Here is a 19,633-nt window from a genome sequence, read left to right on the forward strand (position 1 = left end):
TATTTATACGCAAAGTAATAATATTATGAGTCAAGTTGACGAAAAAATCGATTTGTCTTTCGGTCTTGATTTCCTTTTCTATATTCATCGATATATTGCCTAAAGTTCCAAGCTTGTAAAAATTTATTAGCAGAGTTATAACCAGAATTGTAAAGCCATTCTTTTTCTTCCTTTGTCAGTTCAAAATTAGTACTTGTAATCGTTCCTGTTGGAATTGTAATCGTTCTTGCTTTTGATTCCTTATCTAAATGACGTAAATCATGAGCTTGCATCATTGTTTTAAATAGTCCTTTGAACATGGAAATAGGCTCGTTATAGTGAGCAGGATCAGCTTGAATCTCATCTTTTACAAAATGAAATCCGAAAGTCGGCCAGCGAGGAGTGGTAGGTGAATCGAAGATCCAAATTGGATAATTACTTAGAATTCCTCCATCAACCATATAACAAGGCTGCTTCCATTTTGGAGTTCTCCATTTTACGGGTTCAAAGAAGAAGGGGATTGTACTACTCATTCTTACCGCTTTAGCGATAGAGAAGCGATAATTTAAAAATCCGTAGTTTGGTAAGTCGTCAGGAAAGACAACCATTTTACCATTACTAATATCAGAAGCGATGATTTTGAGTTTGTTTAGATCCGGTAAATCAGTAAATAAATGAACACCTTTTTTTCGAAGTAATTCTTCAATCCATTCTTCTATAAATACATTAGAGTATATACCTAGAGTAGTCCATGCACTTAGTCCTTTTCCGATAAAGGGGATTTTGTCAATAAAGGTTTTCTTCGTAAATTTGTTATAATCGATATCAGTTATAATCGTTTTTAGCTCTGAACAAGAATATCCTGCCGCTACAAGTGCCGCGATAATTGCACCAGCTGATGTTCCAGCTACACGTTCCCATTCATAACCTTTTTCGGCTAATGCGCAAATTGCTCCAACATGTGCAATACCGCGTACACCGCCTCCTTCAAAAACACCATCGATCTTCATTAAACATACTTCCTTTCAAATAAAAGATTTGGAAATGGCAAAAAAGCACGTATTGTACGTGCTTTTTTACAATGGTTTTTAAGTTTACTAGCAGCCTACAAAGCCGCCCCAACAGCTAGCTCCGATGATGATTAGAAGGATGAATAAAACGATTAATAAAGCGAAACCTCCGTAACCACAACCACCACAGCTACCGCCGTAACCGTAACCGCCGCAACTATATCCGTAACCCATGTGGAATTCCTCCTTATATTAAAAATAAAAATGAACGAGGGGAAAATGTACTGGAAGAACTAAAGAACTATCGTGTTTGTAGGAACAATGTATAGTATGCTTTTTTAAACTTGTTCGCGTACGAAGGATAAGCCCGTTTTTGGGAGGCTTGTTGATTTTGTAAAGAATGAAGTATAATCTTTGTACTATGATATAAATAAGTATGTAAATGTAAGGAGAATTTATGAATAAAAAAATTGAAGTATTAATTGATAAATATGAACTAACACACTTGAAAGAAGAACTTATTAATACTGTATTTCCTTGTATAAAAGTTGTGCCAAAGCAGCAGGGAACTGTTGCGATAGGTAGTTCGAAAATGGGAGGAGTTCCTGATCTACCAGCTTTATTTGAATATCCAAAGCATAAAGGAAATCCACTACAATTTATCGCGCAATTTAACTTAAGTGATTTACAAAACGTTGGTATGAATCACAATCTTCCTAAGACGGGGATGCTGTATTTCTTTTGCATTGAAAATTATTTTGAAGAAAATGTGAATCTAACAGAAGCTGGGCGTGTACTTTATTATGATGTTCCTGTAGAGCAATTACGAAGAGAAAATGAAATACAAGCGAAATATAACCAGTGTGCAATTACTTTTGAACTGACATACAAATTACCAGAACTTTTCATTGAAGATGAGGCTGATTCAGATCGTTTCTTGCAATTACTTGAAGAGCTAATTCCAGATAACTACGATAACCATCAAATGTTTGGTGAGCCATTCTCTGTACAAGAAGAAGTGTTATATGAGACAGGAGAATATATGGGGGTAGACCCGCAGCAAATGACTCTTTTATTCCAAATTGATTCAGATCATAAAAATTGTAATATGGTTTGGGGAGAACTAGGGATGCTATATTTCTGTATTAGTAATGAAGATTTGAAAAATCAACGTTTTGAAAATACATGCTGTGTATTACAAACATGCTAATGAAAAAAGGTTGTTCTTTTAAAAAGAACAACCTTTTTATGTGAATTAGTTAATATGCATAATCTCATATGACCTATACGAAAAAGTATTGTATACTCTGAAACTATACGATACTTTTTCGTATAGTTATAGAATATAAGGAGTGACAAGATGGGAAAGACAAGTAAGTATGTGACAGCTGCCGCACTTTGTTCAACTATAGTAATGGGAGGCTTGCAAGCGTCATCTGTATCTTATGCAGCTACAAATCCGACTACAGTGACAGCACAATCAGATGTAAAGTTATTAGATGATTTCAGAAAAGAATTAAAAAAACAGATTGATAATCGAGAAGAAAATATTACAATCACATATAAAACAAAAGATAGAAATGCTAGAAATATTATGGATCAATTGTATGGTGAGTTTAATAAAATTGTAGATGCTGATGAGTATGTAAAATATAATGTAGCGTCTACTAGATATTCTATTAAAGGAATGCCAGGGGACTATACGTTTACACTGCAAGTAAAATACCGTGAATCAAAAGAACAAACTCAATATGTAAAAGCTCAGGCGAAATCAATTGTTGGATCAATTGTAAAACCAGGGATGGATGAGCATGAGAAAGTAAAAGCTATTCACGATTACGTTGTTAAGCATGTGTCTTATGATACGTCTTATCAAGCGTATACAGCATATGAAGCATTAGCGAATCGTTCTGCCGTTTGCCAAGGATATACATTATTAACGTATGAGTTGTTAAAAGAGGCAGGTATTCAAAACCATATTGTAACAGGCACAGGAAACGGACAAGCTCACGCGTGGAATTTAGTGAACATTGAAAACAAATGGTATCACCTAGATACTACATTTGATGATCCAGTACCAGATAAAGCAGGGCGTGTAACTTACTCATATTTTAACATGTCTGACGAACAGTTAAGTAAAGATCACGACTGGGATCGTAGTAAATATCCAGCAGCAACTACAAGTTATTTTGGTGAATTAACAAACAAAATAAAAGCTGGTAGCTCAAAAACTGTCGTATATGAGCAGATGTTAAAAGAAACAAATTTACAATACTTATCTGCAGAATACGGAGCAGAAAATTATAATGAATTTAAGCAAAAGTTGCAGCAACAGTTTGCAGCCAAACCAGAAAAAGTAGAAGTGCGATATAAGCAGTCCATGGATGGGACGATGCAAGATATAAAGAAAGTATTAAATGAAATAAATTGGCCAAAAGGTGCAAAGCGTGTGTCTTATCAAGTAGCGCCTTATAGTGCATTGGCGGGTTATTCATTAGCGACAATTACATTTACGTATTAAGCAATGGGAAAAAGCACCTGTAAAAGGTGCTTTTTTTATTTATTTATTGATTGATTACTTTTGAATATTAAGAATTATGTGATAAAATAAAAGGATAAGGATGTGAATGTGGAATGAACTTGTTCGAAAGCGATATTTTTACATTGATATATACTTGTTTAGTAATCGGACTTATCGTTTTGTTTTTCATATCATTTACTTTGTTTATTAGAAGAGTATTACAAAGCAGTGCTGCAAAGAAACACCACGTGATTAATATGAACCAGAAGCTAGATCGAATCATTGAATTGCTTGAAAAAGATAAGAAATAGCGATAGAAGAGGTATGAAAGGGGAATGAGAATGGCGAATTATATAAAAGAATTACGTGAAAAAGTAGGACATGATTATGTTTTCTTAAACTTTGCCGGTGGTTGTGTATTTAATAAAGAAGGAGAAGTATTACTGCAAAAAAGAGGAGACTTTAACGCTTGGGGCTTTCCAGGTGGTGCAATGGAGATAGGAGAATCAGCTGCGGAAACTGCAATCCGGGAAATAAAAGAAGAAACCGGGTATGATGTAGAAATAAATGAGCTTATTGGAGTGTATACAAAATATTTTCAATCATATCCAAATGGAGACAAGGCCCAGTCAATTGTGATGTTCTTTTCATTCTCAATAGTTGGAGGTGACAAAAAAGTAGATGGTGATGAAACGTTGGATTTGAAGTTTTTCCCGTTAGACGACATGCCACCGTTATTTTGTAAACAACATGAAGATTGCCTGCAAGATTTATTGGAGAAAAGAGTAGGGGTATATCGTTAACATATAAAAAAGAAGCTAAATGAAGATTAGCTTCTTTTTTATGTTTAATTTATTTCCACCAATCATCAAACATTGACGCTGGTACTTGTCTTTTATGCTCACTCACTGTGTAACGTTTTTCAATTTTCTCTGCAACGTCAGCTGGAACTGCTTTACCTTCTAAATAATCATCTAATTGATCATAAGTAATACCTAACTCTGTTTCATCAGCTTGACCTGGTTTTTCATCTAATAAATCAGCTGTTGGCATTTTTAAGTACAGTCGCTCGTCTGCGCCTAACTCTTGTAATAATGCACGTCCTTGGCGCTTCGTTAATCCCGTTAATGGTAATAAATCTGCACCACCATCTCCGAATTTTGTAAAGAACCCTGTTACAGCTTCTGCAGCGTGATCTGTTCCGATAACAAGTAGCCCTTTTTGTCCACCAATTGCATATTGAGTAACCATACGGATACGTGCTTTCACGTTACCTTTATTGAAATCTGTTAATGATTCACCCAATAAGTTTTCATATTGATTTGAAAAAGCATCAACAGTTGAAGCAATATCAAATGCAACAGATTGATCTGCTTGAATGAATTGTAATGCTAATTGTGCATCATCTTCATCTTTTTGTACTTTATAAGGAAGACGCACGGCGATAAACGTTGCATTACCACCTTCGTTACGAATTTCTTCAACTGCAAGTTGTGCTAAGCGTCCTGCTAACGTAGAGTCTTGTCCGCCGCTAATACCAAGTACAAATCCTTTTGCACCTGTTTTTTTTACATAATCCTTTAGGAAATCAACTCGTTTACGAATTTCAACTTTTGGATCAATTACAGGCTGAACATGTAATGCTTTCATAATCTGTTCTTGTAATGTCATTATGTTTTCCTCCTATTCATATTAAAGCGGTAAATAAGTTTATATGTATAATGGTACATACTTCTATCCTTTATTATTTCGCAAAACTAACGAATATACAATAGGATGTGTGTATGAATATGAATGTAGTCATTATAAATAAAGTGCTACGTATAAGCAATTTTTTTAAACCTTTCAAAAATGTAAGGTTTTTGTCATTTGAATCGATGGAAGGTATTTCCGCACTTTACTAATATAAAAACATAGATAGTAGAAGGGCGGAGAAGTAATATGAACATTAGAGAACTAGCATATCGGAATGTAACCCGAAATAGACGGACATACTCAGCCTATTTTTTGAGTAGTGCATTTGCAATTATGGCCTTTTTTGTGTATTCATTTTTTGCGTTTCATCCGGCATTAAGTGCAGGAGAATTAGGTCAGTACGTATTCGTAAGTATGTCTTTTGCACAGTCTATTATTTACTTATTTACATTCTTCTTTATTTTATATTCGATGGGAATGTTTTTAAAAACGAGAAAGCGTGAACTAGGAATTTTAATGATGCTAGGTATGACGAAATATCAATTAAAGCGTCTGATCTTTTTTGAAAATATTATGATTGGAATAGGGGCAATTATTTTTGGTATTCTTTCAGGTATGTTATTTTCAGGGGTATTACTATTTGTCGCTCCGATGATATTGAAACTAGATATCTCCTTATCCTATTACATACCGATGAAAGCAATTGTTGTAACGGGTATTATGTTTTTTATTTTATTTATGATCATATCATTGTTTAGTGCAGGAATGATTCGTAAAAATAAGATTATGAAGTTGTTTAGAGGATCAGCAGAGGCGAAACCGGAACCGAAAGCATCAATCATTTCTTCAATATTAGCAGTAGTATTGCTTAGTGCTGGCTATGTAGGAGCTCTTCTATCACATGGAGCAATGGTATTTATTATGATGATTCCTGTTACAACGGTAGTTATTATCGGGACGTATTTTTTGTACAAGCAGCTGAGTGTCTTTATTATTCGATTATGTAAAAAAAGTAAACGTTTCTATTGGACACAGACTAATATTATTACGTTATCAGATTTAGCGTATCGTATGAGAGATAACGCAAGAATGTTCTTTATTGTAACCATTATTTCTACTGTAGCATTTTCCGCAATAGGGACATTAGTAGGCTTCGCATCCATGACGAAAGGGATAATGGAGAGACCAATTGCGTTTCATTACCATTCTAAGCAAGGGAATAGTAACGAATCACAACATATACAAATGATTGACAAAGGATTAAAGAAACATAATATAGCAGCTTCAAAAACTAATATTTCGACAAAGAAAACGGAGGAACAGTCGTTAAGAAGCGCCACTTTTATAAAAGAATCAGACTATAAGGAATATGCAAAGTTAACGGGAGAACCATTTAATACTGTAGCAAATAAAGAGGTTGTATTTTTGTCAGCTGATATACCAGGGCCAGCGATGAAAGAAAGAAAAGAAATTACTTTACCTAATATGAATGAAAGTTTAAAGGTGAAAAAAGTTACTTCATCTTCATTGGGGAAAATATTAAGAGGAAATGTTTATGTAATCTCTAATGATCAATATGATTCATTACAAGATGGATTTATAGAGACAAAAGATTATATGTATAAAACTGAAAGAACGAAAGATGAGATTGAAATTGGTAAAGAGCTTACGCATCAAATTAAACCGTATCAAGAATATTCAACGTTTAGTGCGGAAGAGTACGAGCAAAACCAAAGTTTACAAATTGCAGGACCGATTTTATTTGTAGGTTTCTTTATTGGTATAGTATTTTTCGTTTGCGCAGGAAGTTTCCTTTACTTCCGTTTATTCTCCGATTTGGAGGATGATGTTCGCTTGTTCGAAATGATTCGAAAAGTTGGATTGACAAGCAGGGAATTATCGAAGGTAGTTACAATTCGATTGGCGCTTTTATTCTTCGTTCCAATTGGTGTTGCAACATTACATGGGGCAGTAGCCTTAACGGCGTTAGGGCAAATGTTTGAGTACTCATTGTTTAAAGAAAATACAGTTGTATTAAGTATTTTCATAGGTATTCAAGTTGTATACTTCTTACTTATAAGATCCCGTTATGTAAAACAATTGAAAGAGAGATTACGTATGCATTAAATGTGTTTTTTTAACTCGAGTACAAAATTTTCTAAAAAGAGGCAAGTATTGCTAAAAAGTGATAAAATGGAAAAAGCGAGGTGAAAAAAATTAATAGAGAGAAAGGGGGGAGAAATATGAAAGCAACAGGAGTTATTCGAAAAGTAGACGAATTAGGACGAATTGTTATCCCTAAAGAATTACGCGATGTATTGGGAATACAAATCAAATCACCGCTTGAAATTTTTGTAGAAGCAGATAAAATCATTTTACAAAAATATCAACCTTACAATGCTTGCCAAATCACAGGTGATGTTTCAGAGCAGAACATATCATTAGCAAATGGAAATATTACTGTTGGGATAGAGGGAGCGGAATATTTAGTAAAAGAAATAGAAAAGTTTTTAAACAAGAGTGAGGTTTAGTCTTAATTTATATTATTTTTCAAATTACATATCATTCTTTTAAAAGACTGTAAGAGGACCATTAATTGGTCCTTTTATTTTGGTTATTAGTTGAATGACCCAGGCTGTTATTTCCTATAAATCATAGGGGAAATACAAAAGTAGTATAGAGTTAGTAAATGATGTTGAGAAATATTTGAAAAGAAGGAAAACAAAAAGAATAAAACGAATGTTACATTTACACGTATTCAAAAGTGGTCTGAAATGAAAATAATACATTTTCAGGAGGGATTACGATGAGTAGTACAGTGAATAAACAAAAAGGTATACAATTGATTCCATTTACCGTAAATAAGGTTGTAGAACAAGTAAATGAAATTCCACCAGGTGTACAACTGATTCACGCTCCGCAAGTATGGGAAAAGAGTGTGAAGGGGCAAGATGTAGTCGTTGCCGTATTAGATACAGGGTGTGATACTAATCATATAGATTTAAAAGATCGTATTATCGGCGGAAGAAATTTCACAAAAGATTATGAAGCTGATCCAAATGTGTATCTTGATAATAACGGACATGGTACTCATGTCGCGGGGACGATTGCAGCAACTGAAAATGGTGTCGGTGTATTAGGAGTTGCACCACTTGCTAAAATGTTAGTATTAAAAGTTTTAGCGGGAGATGGTTCTGGAAGTTATGAGCAAATTATTGAGGCAATTCATTATGCTGTAAATTGGAGAGGGCCGAATCAAGAGAAAGTGAGAATTATTTCAATGTCACTTGGTGGTCCGCAAGATGTTCCAGAATTACATGAAGCAATTCAAAAGGCGGTAAAGCAGGATGTTCTCGTTGTATGTGCTGCTGGGAATAATGGAGATTGTAATGATAATACAGAGGAACTAGATTACCCAGGTGCTTACTCGGAAGTAATTGAAGTCGGCGCTGTCAATTTAGAACGGAAAATCACATGTTTTAGTAATTCAAATCAAGAAATTGATCTAGTAGCGCCAGGTGATGAAATATTATCTACGTATCCAGATGGGAAATATGCAGTGTTAAGTGGAACTTCCATGGCGACGCCGCATGTTGCTGGAGCGCTTGCCTTGCTCATTAAACAGTGTGAGAAAGAATACGGTCGAAAGTTATCAGAGCCGGAAATATATGCACAACTTATTAAAAGAACTGTACCTTTAGGGTATGAACGTACATCCGAAGGTAATGGATTATTAGATTTATTAAAAGAATAGCCATATTAAAAAAACATCTCATATGAATATGAGATGTTTTTTTAATATGGCTCTGTCGCATGTAATACAACTTGTAATAAACCTGGGAATCTAGCATTTAAATCTTCTTCACGAATTGAAATGAAACGTTGTGTTCCTTCAAGGCGCGTGTACATAACACCTGACTCACGTAAAACTTTGAAATGGTGAGATAAAGTTGATTTTGCAACAGGGATGTTTAAAGCACCACAAGATTGTTCATTTTTCTCTAGTAACATATTTACAATTTGTAAACGAATTTGATCGCTAAGTGCATATAAGACAGAAGAAAATTGAATTTCTTCTCGATTTGGATGATAGAGTGTACGCATATTTCACCTACTTGTATAAGTTAAGATATTTGCACTATAACATATAAAGTGGTATATTTCTATCGTTCGAATATATTCGAACGATAGAAATATAGGGGGAGAAAAAATGAAGTATACAAAATTGCAAAAGGCAGGATTAAATATTTCAAGGCTGGGTTTAGGTACAAATGCAGTAGGGGGACATAATTTATATGCTAATGTGAATGAAGAAGAAGGAAAGCAATTAGTAGAAGAAGCTATTCAGCAAGGGATTACATTTTTTGATACAGCAGATTCATATGGTGTCGGTAGATCTGAGGAATTAGTAGGAGAGGTATTAAAGAGAAAACGCCATGAGATTATACTTGCTACAAAAGGTGGAATTCAACCGTTGTTAAATGGAGAAACTTATATTAACAATGAACCAAGTTATTTAAGAAATGCTGTGGAAAATAGCTTAAGAAGATTACAGACTGATTATGTTGATTTATATTATTTACATTTTACAAACCCTGAAACAAGTTACATAGATTCAATTGGAGAGCTTACTCGTTTAAAAGAAGAAGGGAAAATCCGTTCAATTGGAATATCGAACGTAAACATAGAACAATTAAAAGAAGCGAACCAACATGGTCATATAGATGTTGTACAATCACCTTACAATATGTTAGAACGTACGGCTGAGGAAGAACTTTTGCCGTATTGTATAGAAGCGGGTATTTCATTTATTCCGTATGGACCTCTTGCTTTTGGAATGTTAGGCGGAAAATATACAGAATATTTCAAATTGAATGAAGTCGATTGGCGCCAAAGTGTAAATCTATTTGAAGAAAATACATATAAGAGTAACTTTAAGAAAGTGGAAAAGTTAAAAGGGCTAGCTAAAGAAAATGATATTGAAGTGTCTCATTTAGCATTAGCATGGTTATTAAATAAAGAAGGAATTGATACTGTTATACCTGGTGGAAAGCGGGCAGAGCAGGTAAGAGAAAGTGTGAAAGCGGTAGACGTTGCATTGAATGAAAGAGTCATGAAAGAAATCCAATCTATTTTAGAAGATTAGTTAAACAGAGGGAGAGTACCCTCTGTTTATATAAGGAGAAGGTCTAAATGAACAGAGTACTAGCTGTATTTTTTATGATAATGTTTATGATCGGTACAGATACTTTCTTAATTTCACCACTGTTGCCGACATTGCAACAGGTGTATCATGTTTCAACTGAGTTGTCAGGATGGATGGTGAGTTCGTATGCTTTAGGGTATGCTGGATTTGCGCTTATTGCTGGTCCTATATCAGATGGATTAAACAGAAAAAAAGTGATGGTACTAGGTATGAGTTTTTTTGCAATAAGTACGTTTTTGTGTGGAATTGCACCGAGTTTTTTATGGATGCTAACATTTAGATTTTTAGCAGGTGTAAGTGCAGCTTTTGTATCTCCACAAGTGTGGGCATCTATTCCGCTCCTTATAGAGAAGAAGCAAATTGTGAAAGCAATTGGGGTTGCAACAGCAGGGTTATCAATCTCTCAAATTTTAGGGCTGCCACTGGGAGCTTATTTAGCAACGATACATTATACAATCCCATTCTATTTCATTGGTATATTATCAGCACTACTTGTCATTCTTATTTATGTTGTATTACCAGAAATACAGTCGGTTCATATAGGTGGAAATAAAAAAGCGATTTTACAGCGTTATAAACAATTACTTACAGATTCAAAGGTTTCACTTTCTTATTTTGCATACTTTGTTTTTCAAACCGGAAATTTTGCTGCATTTTCATTTTTTGGTGTATGGCTTTCCATTCAATTTGGCTTACAAGTTCATGAAGTAGGTACAGCTATGCTCGTATTAGGGTTAGGAAATTTAACTGGTAATATTTTTGGTCCTAGAATCGTAAATAAAATTGGTTATAACCTTTCTTTCTATGGTGGAATTATATTTACAGCAGTGCTATATGTATTACTTCCACATGTAAAGAACATTGTATTGGTGGAGTTATCGTTCTTTGCTTTGTTTTTTTGGACAGGAATTTTGTTTGTATTAATGATGAGGCACTTACAAAACATATCTAGTGCAGCAAGAGGAACAGGAGCCGCGCTTGCAAATGCTTCTATGTATATTGGTCAAATGATTGGTGCGGCAATAGCAGGAATGTTATTTGCAGTATCTCACAATTTTATACTTATAGGTAGTTTTACTGCGTTACTATATATAGGAGCTTTATTTTTGTTTAGAAAAAGTGAAAAACTTACTGAAAATAGTGAAACAGGAATTGCATCATAAAGCTTGTATAAATATTTCGCAAATCAGAATTAATAAGAGTGTGAATACATGAATGTGCTTTTAATTAAAGTAGTTACTAAAAGTATAGAAATAGTAGAAGAAATGTATTGTAACAAAGTTATGAGGAATCAAAAAATAAAAATCCCTATAAAGATAGGGATTTATATATCGGCATATAGTTCCTTGGAAAAGGATATACTTAGTTTAGCATATCGGACTACTTATATTTGTGAAATAGATGTGAAAGTAATGTGAAAAATGCCGAAGGAAAAAACTATTTAAATAGAGGGCAATTTAGATGGGGATATGGATTTTACATAAATGTTGTGTTATATTTCTACTTATCTGTTAATAATTACATATTTTAATTTTATTAGGGATAAAAGGGAGAGGTTTAAATGCAATGGTATTTGAAAGCTCTAAAGAATTATGGGAATTTTAGTGGTAGAGCTACGCGAAAAGAGTACTGGATTTTTAGTTTATCCAATATCGTAATTTTTTGGCTACTGTTATTTTTATCATCATTTTCAGAGGTGTTAGTTGCTATTATTGCGTTGCTATTTATGTTAGTAATGATTATACCAAGTTTTTCGGTTGGTGCACGACGATTACATGATATTGGGAAAACGGGATGGTGGCAACTATTAAATTTTGTACCGTTTGGTAGCGTTGTTTTACTTGTATTTTTTATCATTGAAAGTGAAGAAAATGACAATCAATACGGACCAAATCCGCATTCAGATTTAAAAGAAGCGATTTAATAAACTTATTTAGTTTGTAGCATTACTAGTTCAATTATTTTATCTATTATTAAAATGGTTTGCGTGGGCTAATATTATTAGGTTGATCTTTAGGTCTAGATGACTTTTGAAACTGTAAAAATGGAAAGATAAAGGCGGAGAGAATATAGCATGGAAAGAAAAAAATTCTAAATAAAAAGCACTGTTTTAGCTAATGTAGCTAAAACAGTGCTTTTCTCTTTGATTGAACAGTTGCAGCATTTTCATCATGTATACCTGCATCTTTAATAATTCGTTGTTTTGCTTTATTTAATAGATGGTTTACTGCTTCACCAAAATAGTTAGCTTCGCTTTTTGTGCGGGCTTCTCGTAAACATTTATAGTTTTCTAGCAGTTCCTCTTTTTCGGAGTTTGTTAAGAAATCTTCTATTTTCTTTTTTGTCATACGAAACACCCTTTCTCCTGACAAACGACGCAATAGAAAATATTTATTTCTCATTATAACAATAATTTTAAAAGAAAGTATACACTAACGTCGCAATAATTTGTCAATTTCTTGAATCTTCTCATCAGCTTTCCCAATTTGCGTATTTTTAGCCTGTTCGCCACCAAGAGCTTGATGTAGTAAGAAAGTTTGGCCAGAAATAGCAGTTACAATGGATACTTTTATAATTTCTTTTATCGCGGTGACATCGAATAAAACGAGCCCAAGAAGTGCGGCTAGGCTACCAGTAAAAATATCAGTTAAAAATCCAAAATGAAAAAATGTTTTCAAACGGCGTGGAAGCAATAACTTACCTTGGTTATTGATTAGATGGGAAACGAAGCCGGTAATGCCACCAACGAGAACAGCGGTTAGCCATTGATACATTTCCATCGAATCCACTCCTTTTAGTGAATAAGATTCGATTATTTTATATTGATTCCTTTTAATATTTCATATAAGCATATTGAGAAAGTTTGTTTGGGTATATTTTGTATTCAATTTAATTATAACAGAAAATTTCGAAAGGTTTCAGTCTATTATATGAATCATTTTTACAATAATATGAATGCAGAAAGGGGTGCGTGATATGAAGATAGATTATCGAATAAGAAGTGTAGATGGTTATACAAAAAATATAGGGGAATTAGTAAGCATGCTGGAGCATACGAGGGCTGTAACATTAGGCGAAGTAAAAAATTTATCAGTTGAGCAATTAGATTTAATTATGCAGAGCAGCGGAAATTCAATTGGCGCCTTATTAAAGCATATAGCAGCTATTGAAAAAGTTCATCAGCTTATTTCATTTCAAAATCGTGACTTTACAAAAGAAGAATTAGAAATATGGGAAGATGCACTGTATTTAGGGGAAGCGGGTAGAGCGATCCGTGGCTCATGTCAGAAAGAAAGTGGCCTAACGGTGTAATATATAACCAGCACTATCTTTGGTATCATGTGCTAGAAGATGAAATTAGTCACCGAGGACAAATTAGAATGCTCAAAAGAAAGTTGTTTGAAAATTACGTTAAATAATGTAGCTTTTTATAGGAGAATTCCATATAATGAGAGTAATTAAAAGAAGAACGGGGTGATGTATTATGGCGAAAATAACTTATATGAATAATAAACCAAATACAAAGGTGGATGGAAAGGGCGAGACTATATAAGTGAGCGCACGATCCTTCCGCTTAGCTTACACTAGGGAGGATATCAATTTGAATCAAAATATTTTAGAATCGTTCGGCTGGGATTCTTTTTTTGAGGAACAAGCTGTTGAGAACTTTGAAGTAGGACGAATTTTACTCGAGCATAAGCATATATATCGAATTATTTGTAATGATGGTGAGTATATGGCAGAACTGTCTGGGAAGTTTCGGCATGAAGCAGTTACGAAAGGCGATTATCCAGCAGTTGGTGATTGGGTGTATATAAAGAAAATAGAAGATGAAAAGAAAGCAATTATTCATCGTATTTTCCAGCGAAGAAGTTCTTTCTCAAGACAAGAGGCTGGAACAAGAACAGAAGAACAGATTATAGCAGCAAATGTAGATTATTTATTTTTAGTGAATGCACTTAATCATGATTTTAATGTTAGAAGGATGGAACGTTATTTATTATTAGCGTATGAAAGCGGCGCTATGCCAGTTATTGTTTTAACAAAGAGTAGTATATGTAATGATGTGGAAGAGAAAATTGTAGAAACGGAAGCTATAGCAATTGGTGTTCCTATTTTCGTTGTTGATAGTTTAGAGCATACAGGTATAGATTCGTTGAAACAATTCGTTTCTTCAGGGAAAACAATTGCTTTAGTTGGATCATCAGGGGTAGGAAAGTCAACTTTGTTAAATGCTCTAATAGGAATTGATGTAGCAAAAACGGGAGATATACGTGAAGAGGATAGTAGGGGGAGGCATACGACAACGCATCGAGAATTATTCCAATTGCCTAGTGGCGCTCTCGTGATTGATACGCCTGGCATGAGGGAATTGCAACTTTGGGAAGGCAGCGAAGCGATTCAAACAGCATTCTCTGATATTGAAGAATTTGCGACAACATGTCGTTTCCGTGATTGTAAGCATGAGAATGAACCAGGATGCGCGGTGTATAGTGCAATTGAAAATGGACTTATTACGATAGATCGTTTGAAAAGCTATAAAAAATTACAAAGAGAACTGGCGTATTTTATGAGGAAACAAGATGCAATCCTTGCCAGAGCAGAGCGTGATAAATGGAAGAAAATTTCTAAACAACATAAAAAAATGTAAAAACCAAAGGGGCCCCTTTGGTTTTTTCTATTTGTAAATTTTATAATAATATTATTCGTATATATAGACAAAAGGAAATTAATTGTTTAAACTTTACAAAGTATTCACCATAATAGGTTATGAAAATAATAATTAGGGAACGGGAAATATTCATAATTAACTCAATTTAACTTTTAAATTTGAAAATTAGGAGGTTCATAATGGGTAAACTATTAAATTTGTTTCGTAATATGAAAGTAGCAAAAAAGCTATTAATTTCATTCTTTGTAATTTTAATTGCAGCCGTTTCTATAATCGGGGGCATGTCTTATCAAACTGCTAAAAAGAATTTTGAATCACAAATTACGAGTAGTGCTAACGATAATATAAAAATATTAGATAATTTAATCAATCAAATGATTGAAGCAAAATTTAACGATGTGAATAACTTTGCACGAGTAATTCAAGGGAATATGTATCAAGGAGATAATCAGGATGAATTAAGAAAAATGTTATCTCAATATATAAATTTAAATAAAGATATTGAACAAGTATATGTTGCCGGAAATGATAAAAAATTTGTACAAGAACCAAATATACAAATGGCAGCAGACTATGATCCAACAGAGCGTTCTTGGTATAAAGATGCGGTTGCAAAACAAGGTGGTATTGTTGTTACTGAGCCATATAAGGCAAAAGGAAATGGACATATTGTCGTAACAATCGCAAAACAAACAGAAGATAAAAATGGAGTTGTTGCGCTAGATTTAAGTTTAGATAATTTATTAAAAACATCAAAGTTAATTAATATTGGTAAAAAAGGATATGCCTTCATTTTAGATGGAAAGCAAAAAATAATTGCTCATCCACAAGAAAAATCAGGGGAAAAAGCGGCTGATTCTTGGGCAAAGAAAATTTATGAAGATAATCACGGTGCTTTTTCATATTCTTATGGCGGTAGTGAAAAGAATATGGTATTTGCTACAAATGTAAAAACAGGTTGGAAAATTGGTGGGACGATGTACTCAAGTGAAGTAATTGAAGCTGCTCAACCTGTATTTTATAATATGTTAATTGTTATGCTTATCTCATTAGTAGTAGGCGGGGCACTTATTTATTTTGTAACACTTTCAATTACGAAGCCTTTAAAGAGATTAGTTGTTACTTCTAAAGAAATAAGCGAAGGGGATTTAACGCAAACAATTGAAATTCATTCTAATGATGAAATCGGCCAACTTGCTAAAGGTTTTAATGAGATGACGAATTCGTTACGGACGTTAATTGGAAGAATTAACGATTCAGCTGGGCATGTTGCAGCGGCATCAGAAGAGCTAACTGCAAGTGTAAGGCAAGCAAGTGAAGCGACTGAGCAAATCACAATCGCAATGGATGAAATATCAAGTGGGGCAACGACGCAAACAACAAGCGTAGAAAATGGCGCTATGTTACTGTTTGATGTAACGGAAGGAATTCAACATGTAGCAAATAGTTCATCATCTATTAATACGGCTTCTGCACATACTCGTGAAAAAGCAGAAGATGGTGGGAAACTAGTAGGAAGAACAGTAAACCAGATGCAGTCTATTGCAGAATCGGTTTCACAATCAGATGCAGTTATACAATTACTAAATAATAAATCAAAACAAATTGGTGATATTTTAGAAGTAATTCAAAATATTGCAGATCAAACAAACCTTCTAGCTCTAAATGCGGCGATTGAAGCCGCAAGAGCCGGTGAGCATGGAAGAGGTTTCGCAATTGTTGCAGATGAAGTGCGTAAATTGGCAGAGCAGTCTAGCGTATCTTCTAGTGAAATTAGTAAATTAATATGTGAAATACAAGATGATATGGGTAAGACAGTCAAATCTATGAATCATGTAAATGAGGAAGTTCAATCTGGACTTGTTATCGCAAATGAAACGAAGCAAAACTTTGCTGAAATCTTACAATCTACAAATGAAATAGCTAATCAAATTAAGACGATGGTTGAAACGGCTAATGGAATGTCAAAAGGGGCAAATGAAGTATCTATTTCGGTAGGACAAATTGCAATGACAGCACAAAATAATGCGACAAGCACACAAAATGTTGCGGCTTCAGCTGAAGAACAGCTAGCTTCGATGGAGGAAATTGGATCTGCAGCAGGCACGTTATCTCAAATGGCTGAAGAGTTGCAAGGACTAATTGACAGATTTAAAGTCTAATAGAGAACAGACTACCTCTAGTAGCATTATGCCAATAGAGGGTAGTCTGTTTTATTGTGTAAAATCAAATGGAGATGTAAACTTCCTTTATGACGTTTAAAATGGTATTTTGCATAATGTTTGTCGAAAAATAGAGGTATTTGTTAGCTTTGTGTATAATTATTAACGTATAGAATACAAATAAAAGGAGAGTATTATGGGAGTGTATTGGGGGACAAAAAGACATTCTTGGCTTAGTTACGTCTCATTTTGGCTAAGTATTTCATTTTTTATTGTTTTTCTAATTGAAGTGTTTATATTAAAAACACTTTCGAATAGCTCGGTGCAAATTGTTAAATATTTTTATTTTATATTTGTACCAGTAAATATTTTTCTTAGTTTAAAGTTACTATTTAAGAAGAATGAAAAGAAAGCGTTACCTATTTTTAGTTTCATTGTCTCATTATTATTTGCAATTTTAATAATCGTATTAGTTTTAGCAGCTATAGGGAAGGTCTTTTGAGGGGAGTGGTATAAGTCACTCTCCTTTTTTATTTGTGGTAGTCTTACTATATGTAAAAGTGTGAATGCTGTGAGCTAATAAAAGCAGAGAGTAGACAATATTTACATGGATTAAAGTCTGTCGTTATTTGAACTTGTAAGAGTGTATGGAGTAATGAGGTAATATACATAATAATGGAGATAGAATTAGTTGTTTTATAAGTATGTATGAAGCAAATGAATACGGTAAGAACGTTGATATATGGTACAATAGCTATGGATAGTGATAGAGATAAAGGGTATATAAAATACTCATCGTTTTTTAGTAAGAGAGGGGTTATCTTATGCTATACGAGGATTTGGAGACATTATTTCAAACAGCTCCGAAAGAAGATAGAGGCGGATGGAAATATATAATCCAAGAACAAAATAATACATTTAAAATTGTTGATGAAATACTGAAAAATCAAATGAGTGTCGAATTATATTTTAATGAATACGATGAGGTGAAAATCACTTTATATAAAGATGGAATTCCCATTACGACTATGCAAAGAATTGCGATTTCAAAAGTTGAATTAGACGAAGATGAAGAAGGTATTCAATTTGTTTTAGAGCGCATGCCTAGTCGAATGATTCGGTTGCAGTTAAAGCCATATTTAGCATTAGAAATGGGACCATACTGGGAAGTATGTGATGATTGTGAATGAGCATAAAAAAGCATCCAATAACATGGATGCTTTTTTATGTTTTTTGAAGTTGTTTAAACGCAATGATTGGCAGTATAACAATACTTACCCATCCGATGATAGGATATAGAATGTGAAGTAAGTCACTGTAACCGATGTAGCTAAAGCAATAACTAATTAGTAAAATGAAGAAAATAATATTGTTATTTTTCCACCCAGTAATAGATTGCATCTGTTTTGTCATTCCGAACACATTACCAACTAAAGTTGTGAAAACTTCACCGAAAATAATGAGAACGAAAAAGAAGTGAAAAGTTGCATTAAATCTTCTTATGACTTCAGCCATTGGGATGTTATATTGGTAAAATTGATCGACTGATAAGATTGCTAAATGGCTGCATAATAAAATTAAAGAAAGTCCAGCACCACCTAAAATCCCACCCCAAAAAATAGCTTTTCGATCCTTTACTTCACTGGCTAATGGGACGAGAACACTTTGGGCGAGAGAAAGATTTAAGGCGACATATGTAATAGGGCTAGTAATCCATTTCATATTCCAGCTCTCTGCAGGAATAGTGTTGTTAATAGGAGTTGTACCGTGAAAAAAGGTTGTAATAGCAAGTCCGATAATAAAAATCATCATAATAGGTACGACAAGTGTATTTACTTCAAAAACACCTTGTAATCCGCGGCTACTTATAATGAGACAAGCGATAACTGTAATAAGAATACCGAGTTGTCTTGGTAAGCGAAGTTGCTCTTCAAATACTGCACCAGCCCCTGATAACATAACGCTCGTTACGCCGAATAAAACGAGTAATAATAATGTGTTTACAACATTCCCAAATACATCCCCAAATAAATATTTGTTAAATTCTTGCGCTGAAAATGCCCCGATTTGTGATGAAAGTAACATCATCTTTGTGCCAAGCCAAATAAAAAAAAATCCACTTACACATATGCCAATTGTCCCGTATAATCCATTCACTGTGAAAAATTCAACAATTTCTCGTCCAGTAGCAAATCCGGCTCCAACGACAGTTCCGATATAAGTAGCGGCTACTTTCTTTGCTACTTGCCATTGTTGATTGTCCATGTTATCCCTCTTTCTACTATGATGAGCTTGATGTACTATTATGCATATGTATGAGCTTGGACAATTAGACGTATGAAGTGTTTGAAAAAATACATGAATTTAATGATATTAGGGAAGCATTAA

General features: G+C 33.9%; 22 protein-coding genes and 2 pseudogenes. 17 read left to right on the forward strand and 7 right to left on the reverse strand.

Annotation, left to right across the window (positions count from 1 at the left end):
• Nucleotides 1-23: 23 nt before the first annotated feature.
• Complete coding sequence (locus ACTFRU_RS12875; protein ID WP_000686794.1) at nucleotides 24-989, reverse strand: patatin-like phospholipase family protein; 966 nt, start codon at nucleotides 987-989, stop codon at nucleotides 24-26.
• Between the two features lie 87 nt (nucleotides 990-1,076).
• A complete protein-coding gene (locus tag ACTFRU_RS12880; protein WP_000540425.1) occupies nucleotides 1,077-1,223 on the reverse strand; it encodes a YjcZ family sporulation protein in 147 nt (48 codons plus the stop codon).
• Nucleotides 1,224-1,446: 223 nt separating this feature from the next.
• On the opposite strand from ACTFRU_RS12880, the gene ACTFRU_RS12885 reads away from it, so the two are divergent.
• The 4 genes from ACTFRU_RS12885 (at nucleotide 1,447) to ACTFRU_RS12900 (ending at nucleotide 4,313) form a co-directional block, all read left to right on the forward strand.
• Entirely contained in the window at nucleotides 1,447-2,199 is a 753-nt protein-coding gene (locus tag ACTFRU_RS12885) for a YwqG family protein (RefSeq protein WP_001034846.1), read from the forward strand.
• Nucleotides 2,200-2,349: 150 nt separating this feature from the next.
• Nucleotides 2,350-3,510, forward strand: coding sequence for a transglutaminase domain-containing protein (locus ACTFRU_RS12890; RefSeq protein ID WP_000520862.1), 1,161 nt, complete (start codon nucleotides 2,350-2,352; stop codon nucleotides 3,508-3,510).
• Between the two features lie 113 nt (nucleotides 3,511-3,623).
• Nucleotides 3,624-3,821, forward strand: a complete 198-nt coding sequence (locus ACTFRU_RS12895) for a DUF4083 domain-containing protein (RefSeq protein ID WP_001048091.1) — start codon at nucleotides 3,624-3,626, stop codon at nucleotides 3,819-3,821.
• 30 nt (nucleotides 3,822-3,851) lie between these two features.
• The gene (locus ACTFRU_RS12900; protein ID WP_000024999.1) at nucleotides 3,852-4,313 is read left to right on the forward strand and encodes an NUDIX hydrolase; all 462 of its coding nucleotides are present in this window, start codon (nucleotides 3,852-3,854) and stop codon (nucleotides 4,311-4,313) included.
• Nucleotides 4,314-4,362: 49 nt separating this feature from the next.
• Here the strand turns inward: ACTFRU_RS12900 and nadE are convergent, their stop codons facing one another.
• Nucleotides 4,363-5,181, reverse strand: coding sequence for an ammonia-dependent NAD(+) synthetase (gene nadE, locus ACTFRU_RS12905; protein ID WP_000174901.1), 819 nt, complete (start codon nucleotides 5,179-5,181; stop codon nucleotides 4,363-4,365).
• 270 nt (nucleotides 5,182-5,451) lie between these two features.
• Here nadE and ACTFRU_RS12910 point away from each other — a divergent pair, with 270 nt between their 5' ends.
• The 3 genes from ACTFRU_RS12910 to ACTFRU_RS12920 all read left to right on the forward strand — a co-directional run bounded on the left by ACTFRU_RS12910 (nucleotide 5,452) and on the right by ACTFRU_RS12920 (nucleotide 8,959).
• The gene (locus ACTFRU_RS12910) at nucleotides 5,452-7,332 is read left to right on the forward strand and encodes an FtsX-like permease family protein (protein ID WP_078439156.1); all 1,881 of its coding nucleotides are present in this window, start codon (nucleotides 5,452-5,454) and stop codon (nucleotides 7,330-7,332) included.
• A gap of 116 nt (nucleotides 7,333-7,448) precedes the next feature.
• Nucleotides 7,449-7,736 (forward strand): AbrB/MazE/SpoVT family DNA-binding domain-containing protein, encoded by a 288-nt coding sequence (locus tag ACTFRU_RS12915; RefSeq protein ID WP_000648324.1) that lies wholly within the window; start codon nucleotides 7,449-7,451, stop codon nucleotides 7,734-7,736.
• A 275-nt stretch (nucleotides 7,737-8,011) separates the two neighbouring features.
• The gene (locus ACTFRU_RS12920; RefSeq protein ID WP_006928047.1) at nucleotides 8,012-8,959 is read left to right on the forward strand and encodes a serine protease; all 948 of its coding nucleotides are present in this window, start codon (nucleotides 8,012-8,014) and stop codon (nucleotides 8,957-8,959) included.
• 41 nt (nucleotides 8,960-9,000) lie between these two features.
• Here ACTFRU_RS12920 and ACTFRU_RS12925 read toward each other — a convergent pair whose 3' ends face one another.
• Nucleotides 9,001-9,309, reverse strand: a complete 309-nt coding sequence (locus ACTFRU_RS12925; protein ID WP_001259906.1) for an ArsR/SmtB family transcription factor — start codon at nucleotides 9,307-9,309, stop codon at nucleotides 9,001-9,003.
• Nucleotides 9,310-9,415: 106 nt separating this feature from the next.
• Between ACTFRU_RS12925 and ACTFRU_RS12930 the strand changes: the two genes are divergently transcribed.
• The 4 genes from ACTFRU_RS12930 to ACTFRU_RS12945 all read left to right on the forward strand — a co-directional run bounded on the left by ACTFRU_RS12930 (nucleotide 9,416) and on the right by ACTFRU_RS12945 (nucleotide 12,335).
• Entirely contained in the window at nucleotides 9,416-10,351 is a 936-nt protein-coding gene (locus ACTFRU_RS12930) for an aldo/keto reductase (protein ID WP_290102326.1), read from the forward strand.
• A gap of 47 nt (nucleotides 10,352-10,398) precedes the next feature.
• Nucleotides 10,399-11,574, forward strand: coding sequence for an MFS transporter (locus tag ACTFRU_RS12935; protein ID WP_001082492.1), 1,176 nt, complete (start codon nucleotides 10,399-10,401; stop codon nucleotides 11,572-11,574).
• Nucleotides 11,575-11,622: 48 nt separating this feature from the next.
• Complete coding sequence (locus ACTFRU_RS12940) at nucleotides 11,623-11,829, forward strand: hypothetical protein (protein WP_001101741.1); 207 nt, start codon at nucleotides 11,623-11,625, stop codon at nucleotides 11,827-11,829.
• A gap of 143 nt (nucleotides 11,830-11,972) precedes the next feature.
• Nucleotides 11,973-12,335 carry a DUF805 domain-containing protein gene (locus ACTFRU_RS12945; RefSeq protein ID WP_001198796.1) on the forward strand — a complete coding sequence of 121 codons (363 nt, stop codon included), beginning with the start codon at nucleotides 11,973-11,975 and terminating at the stop codon, nucleotides 12,333-12,335.
• Between the two features lie 199 nt (nucleotides 12,336-12,534).
• On the opposite strand, the gene ACTFRU_RS12950 is transcribed toward ACTFRU_RS12945, so the two are convergent.
• Together ACTFRU_RS12950 and ACTFRU_RS12955 are read right to left on the reverse strand one after the other, a co-directional pair.
• Nucleotides 12,535-12,759 carry a hypothetical protein gene (locus ACTFRU_RS12950; protein WP_000162602.1) on the reverse strand — a complete coding sequence of 75 codons (225 nt, stop codon included), beginning with the start codon at nucleotides 12,757-12,759 and terminating at the stop codon, nucleotides 12,535-12,537.
• An 84-nt stretch (nucleotides 12,760-12,843) separates the two neighbouring features.
• Nucleotides 12,844-13,191: a DUF4257 domain-containing protein gene (locus ACTFRU_RS12955; RefSeq protein WP_000426317.1), complete on the reverse strand. Its 348-nt coding sequence runs from the start codon at nucleotides 13,189-13,191 to the stop codon at nucleotides 12,844-12,846.
• 196 nt (nucleotides 13,192-13,387) lie between these two features.
• Between ACTFRU_RS12955 and ACTFRU_RS12960 the strand changes: the two are divergent.
• The 6 genes and pseudogenes from ACTFRU_RS12960 to ACTFRU_RS12985 all read left to right on the forward strand — a co-directional run bounded on the left by ACTFRU_RS12960 (nucleotide 13,388) and on the right by ACTFRU_RS12985 (nucleotide 18,435).
• Nucleotides 13,388-13,830 (forward strand): annotated as a pseudogene (locus ACTFRU_RS12960) (mycothiol transferase).
• A 182-nt stretch (nucleotides 13,831-14,012) separates the two neighbouring features.
• Nucleotides 14,013-15,062, forward strand: a complete 1,050-nt coding sequence (gene rsgA, locus ACTFRU_RS12965; RefSeq protein ID WP_290102328.1) for a ribosome small subunit-dependent GTPase A — start codon at nucleotides 14,013-14,015, stop codon at nucleotides 15,060-15,062.
• Between the two features lie 302 nt (nucleotides 15,063-15,364).
• Nucleotides 15,365-16,303 (forward strand): annotated as a pseudogene (locus ACTFRU_RS12970) (HAMP domain-containing protein); the annotation flags it as partial.
• A gap of 123 nt (nucleotides 16,304-16,426) precedes the next feature.
• On the forward strand, nucleotides 16,427-17,245 hold the full coding sequence (locus tag ACTFRU_RS12975) for a methyl-accepting chemotaxis protein (protein WP_406741423.1): 819 nt from the start codon (nucleotides 16,427-16,429) through the stop codon (nucleotides 17,243-17,245).
• A gap of 196 nt (nucleotides 17,246-17,441) precedes the next feature.
• Nucleotides 17,442-17,747, forward strand: coding sequence for a hypothetical protein (locus tag ACTFRU_RS12980; protein ID WP_000539569.1), 306 nt, complete (start codon nucleotides 17,442-17,444; stop codon nucleotides 17,745-17,747).
• 322 nt (nucleotides 17,748-18,069) lie between these two features.
• On the forward strand, nucleotides 18,070-18,435 hold the full coding sequence (locus ACTFRU_RS12985; protein ID WP_000965068.1) for a DUF3979 family protein: 366 nt from the start codon (nucleotides 18,070-18,072) through the stop codon (nucleotides 18,433-18,435).
• Nucleotides 18,436-18,469: 34 nt separating this feature from the next.
• On the opposite strand, the gene ACTFRU_RS12990 is transcribed toward ACTFRU_RS12985, so the two are convergent.
• Nucleotides 18,470-19,510, reverse strand: a complete 1,041-nt coding sequence (locus ACTFRU_RS12990) for a YkvI family membrane protein (protein WP_000370210.1) — start codon at nucleotides 19,508-19,510, stop codon at nucleotides 18,470-18,472.
• Nucleotides 19,511-19,633: the final 123 nt, after the last annotated feature.

It is taken from the genome of Bacillus cereus group sp. MYBK220-1, from assembly GCF_051916445.1.
GTDB lineage: Bacteria > Bacillota > Bacilli > Bacillales > Bacillaceae_G > Bacillus_A > Bacillus_A cereus.

Excerpts from the sequence above, each read along its gene's own strand:
- ACTFRU_RS12985 (WP_000965068.1), top strand. The coding sequence starts at position 18,070 with ATGCTATACGAGGATTTGGAGACATTATTTCAAACAGCTCCGAAAGAA.
- ACTFRU_RS12890 (WP_000520862.1), top strand. The coding sequence starts at position 2,350 with ATGGGAAAGACAAGTAAGTATGTGACAGCTGCCGCACTTTGTTCAACT.
- ACTFRU_RS12990 (WP_000370210.1), bottom strand. The coding sequence starts at position 19,510 with ATGGACAATCAACAATGGCAAGTAGCAAAGAAAGTAGCCGCTACTTAT.
- nadE (WP_000174901.1), bottom strand. The coding sequence starts at position 5,181 with ATGACATTACAAGAACAGATTATGAAAGCATTACATGTTCAGCCTGTA.
- ACTFRU_RS12975 (WP_406741423.1), top strand. The coding sequence starts at position 16,427 with ATGGATGAAATATCAAGTGGGGCAACGACGCAAACAACAAGCGTAGAA.
- ACTFRU_RS12885 (WP_001034846.1), top strand. The coding sequence starts at position 1,447 with ATGAATAAAAAAATTGAAGTATTAATTGATAAATATGAACTAACACAC.
- ACTFRU_RS12935 (WP_001082492.1), top strand. The coding sequence starts at position 10,399 with ATGAACAGAGTACTAGCTGTATTTTTTATGATAATGTTTATGATCGGT.
- ACTFRU_RS12910 (WP_078439156.1), top strand. The coding sequence starts at position 5,452 with ATGAACATTAGAGAACTAGCATATCGGAATGTAACCCGAAATAGACGG.
- ACTFRU_RS12875 (WP_000686794.1), bottom strand. The coding sequence starts at position 989 with ATGAAGATCGATGGTGTTTTTGAAGGAGGCGGTGTACGCGGTATTGCA.
- ACTFRU_RS12895 (WP_001048091.1), top strand. The coding sequence starts at position 3,624 with ATGAACTTGTTCGAAAGCGATATTTTTACATTGATATATACTTGTTTA.
- ACTFRU_RS12900 (WP_000024999.1), top strand. The coding sequence starts at position 3,852 with ATGGCGAATTATATAAAAGAATTACGTGAAAAAGTAGGACATGATTAT.
- ACTFRU_RS12920 (WP_006928047.1), top strand. The coding sequence starts at position 8,012 with ATGAGTAGTACAGTGAATAAACAAAAAGGTATACAATTGATTCCATTT.
- ACTFRU_RS12940 (WP_001101741.1), top strand. The coding sequence starts at position 11,623 with ATGAATGTGCTTTTAATTAAAGTAGTTACTAAAAGTATAGAAATAGTA.
- ACTFRU_RS12950 (WP_000162602.1), bottom strand. The coding sequence starts at position 12,759 with ATGACAAAAAAGAAAATAGAAGATTTCTTAACAAACTCCGAAAAAGAG.
- ACTFRU_RS12925 (WP_001259906.1), bottom strand. The coding sequence starts at position 9,309 with ATGCGTACACTCTATCATCCAAATCGAGAAGAAATTCAATTTTCTTCT.
- ACTFRU_RS12930 (WP_290102326.1), top strand. The coding sequence starts at position 9,416 with ATGAAGTATACAAAATTGCAAAAGGCAGGATTAAATATTTCAAGGCTG.
- ACTFRU_RS12955 (WP_000426317.1), bottom strand. The coding sequence starts at position 13,191 with ATGGAAATGTATCAATGGCTAACCGCTGTTCTCGTTGGTGGCATTACC.
- ACTFRU_RS12915 (WP_000648324.1), top strand. The coding sequence starts at position 7,449 with ATGAAAGCAACAGGAGTTATTCGAAAAGTAGACGAATTAGGACGAATT.
- ACTFRU_RS12980 (WP_000539569.1), top strand. The coding sequence starts at position 17,442 with ATGGGAGTGTATTGGGGGACAAAAAGACATTCTTGGCTTAGTTACGTC.
- ACTFRU_RS12880 (WP_000540425.1), bottom strand. The coding sequence starts at position 1,223 with ATGGGTTACGGATATAGTTGCGGCGGTTACGGTTACGGCGGTAGCTGT.
- ACTFRU_RS12945 (WP_001198796.1), top strand. The coding sequence starts at position 11,973 with ATGCAATGGTATTTGAAAGCTCTAAAGAATTATGGGAATTTTAGTGGT.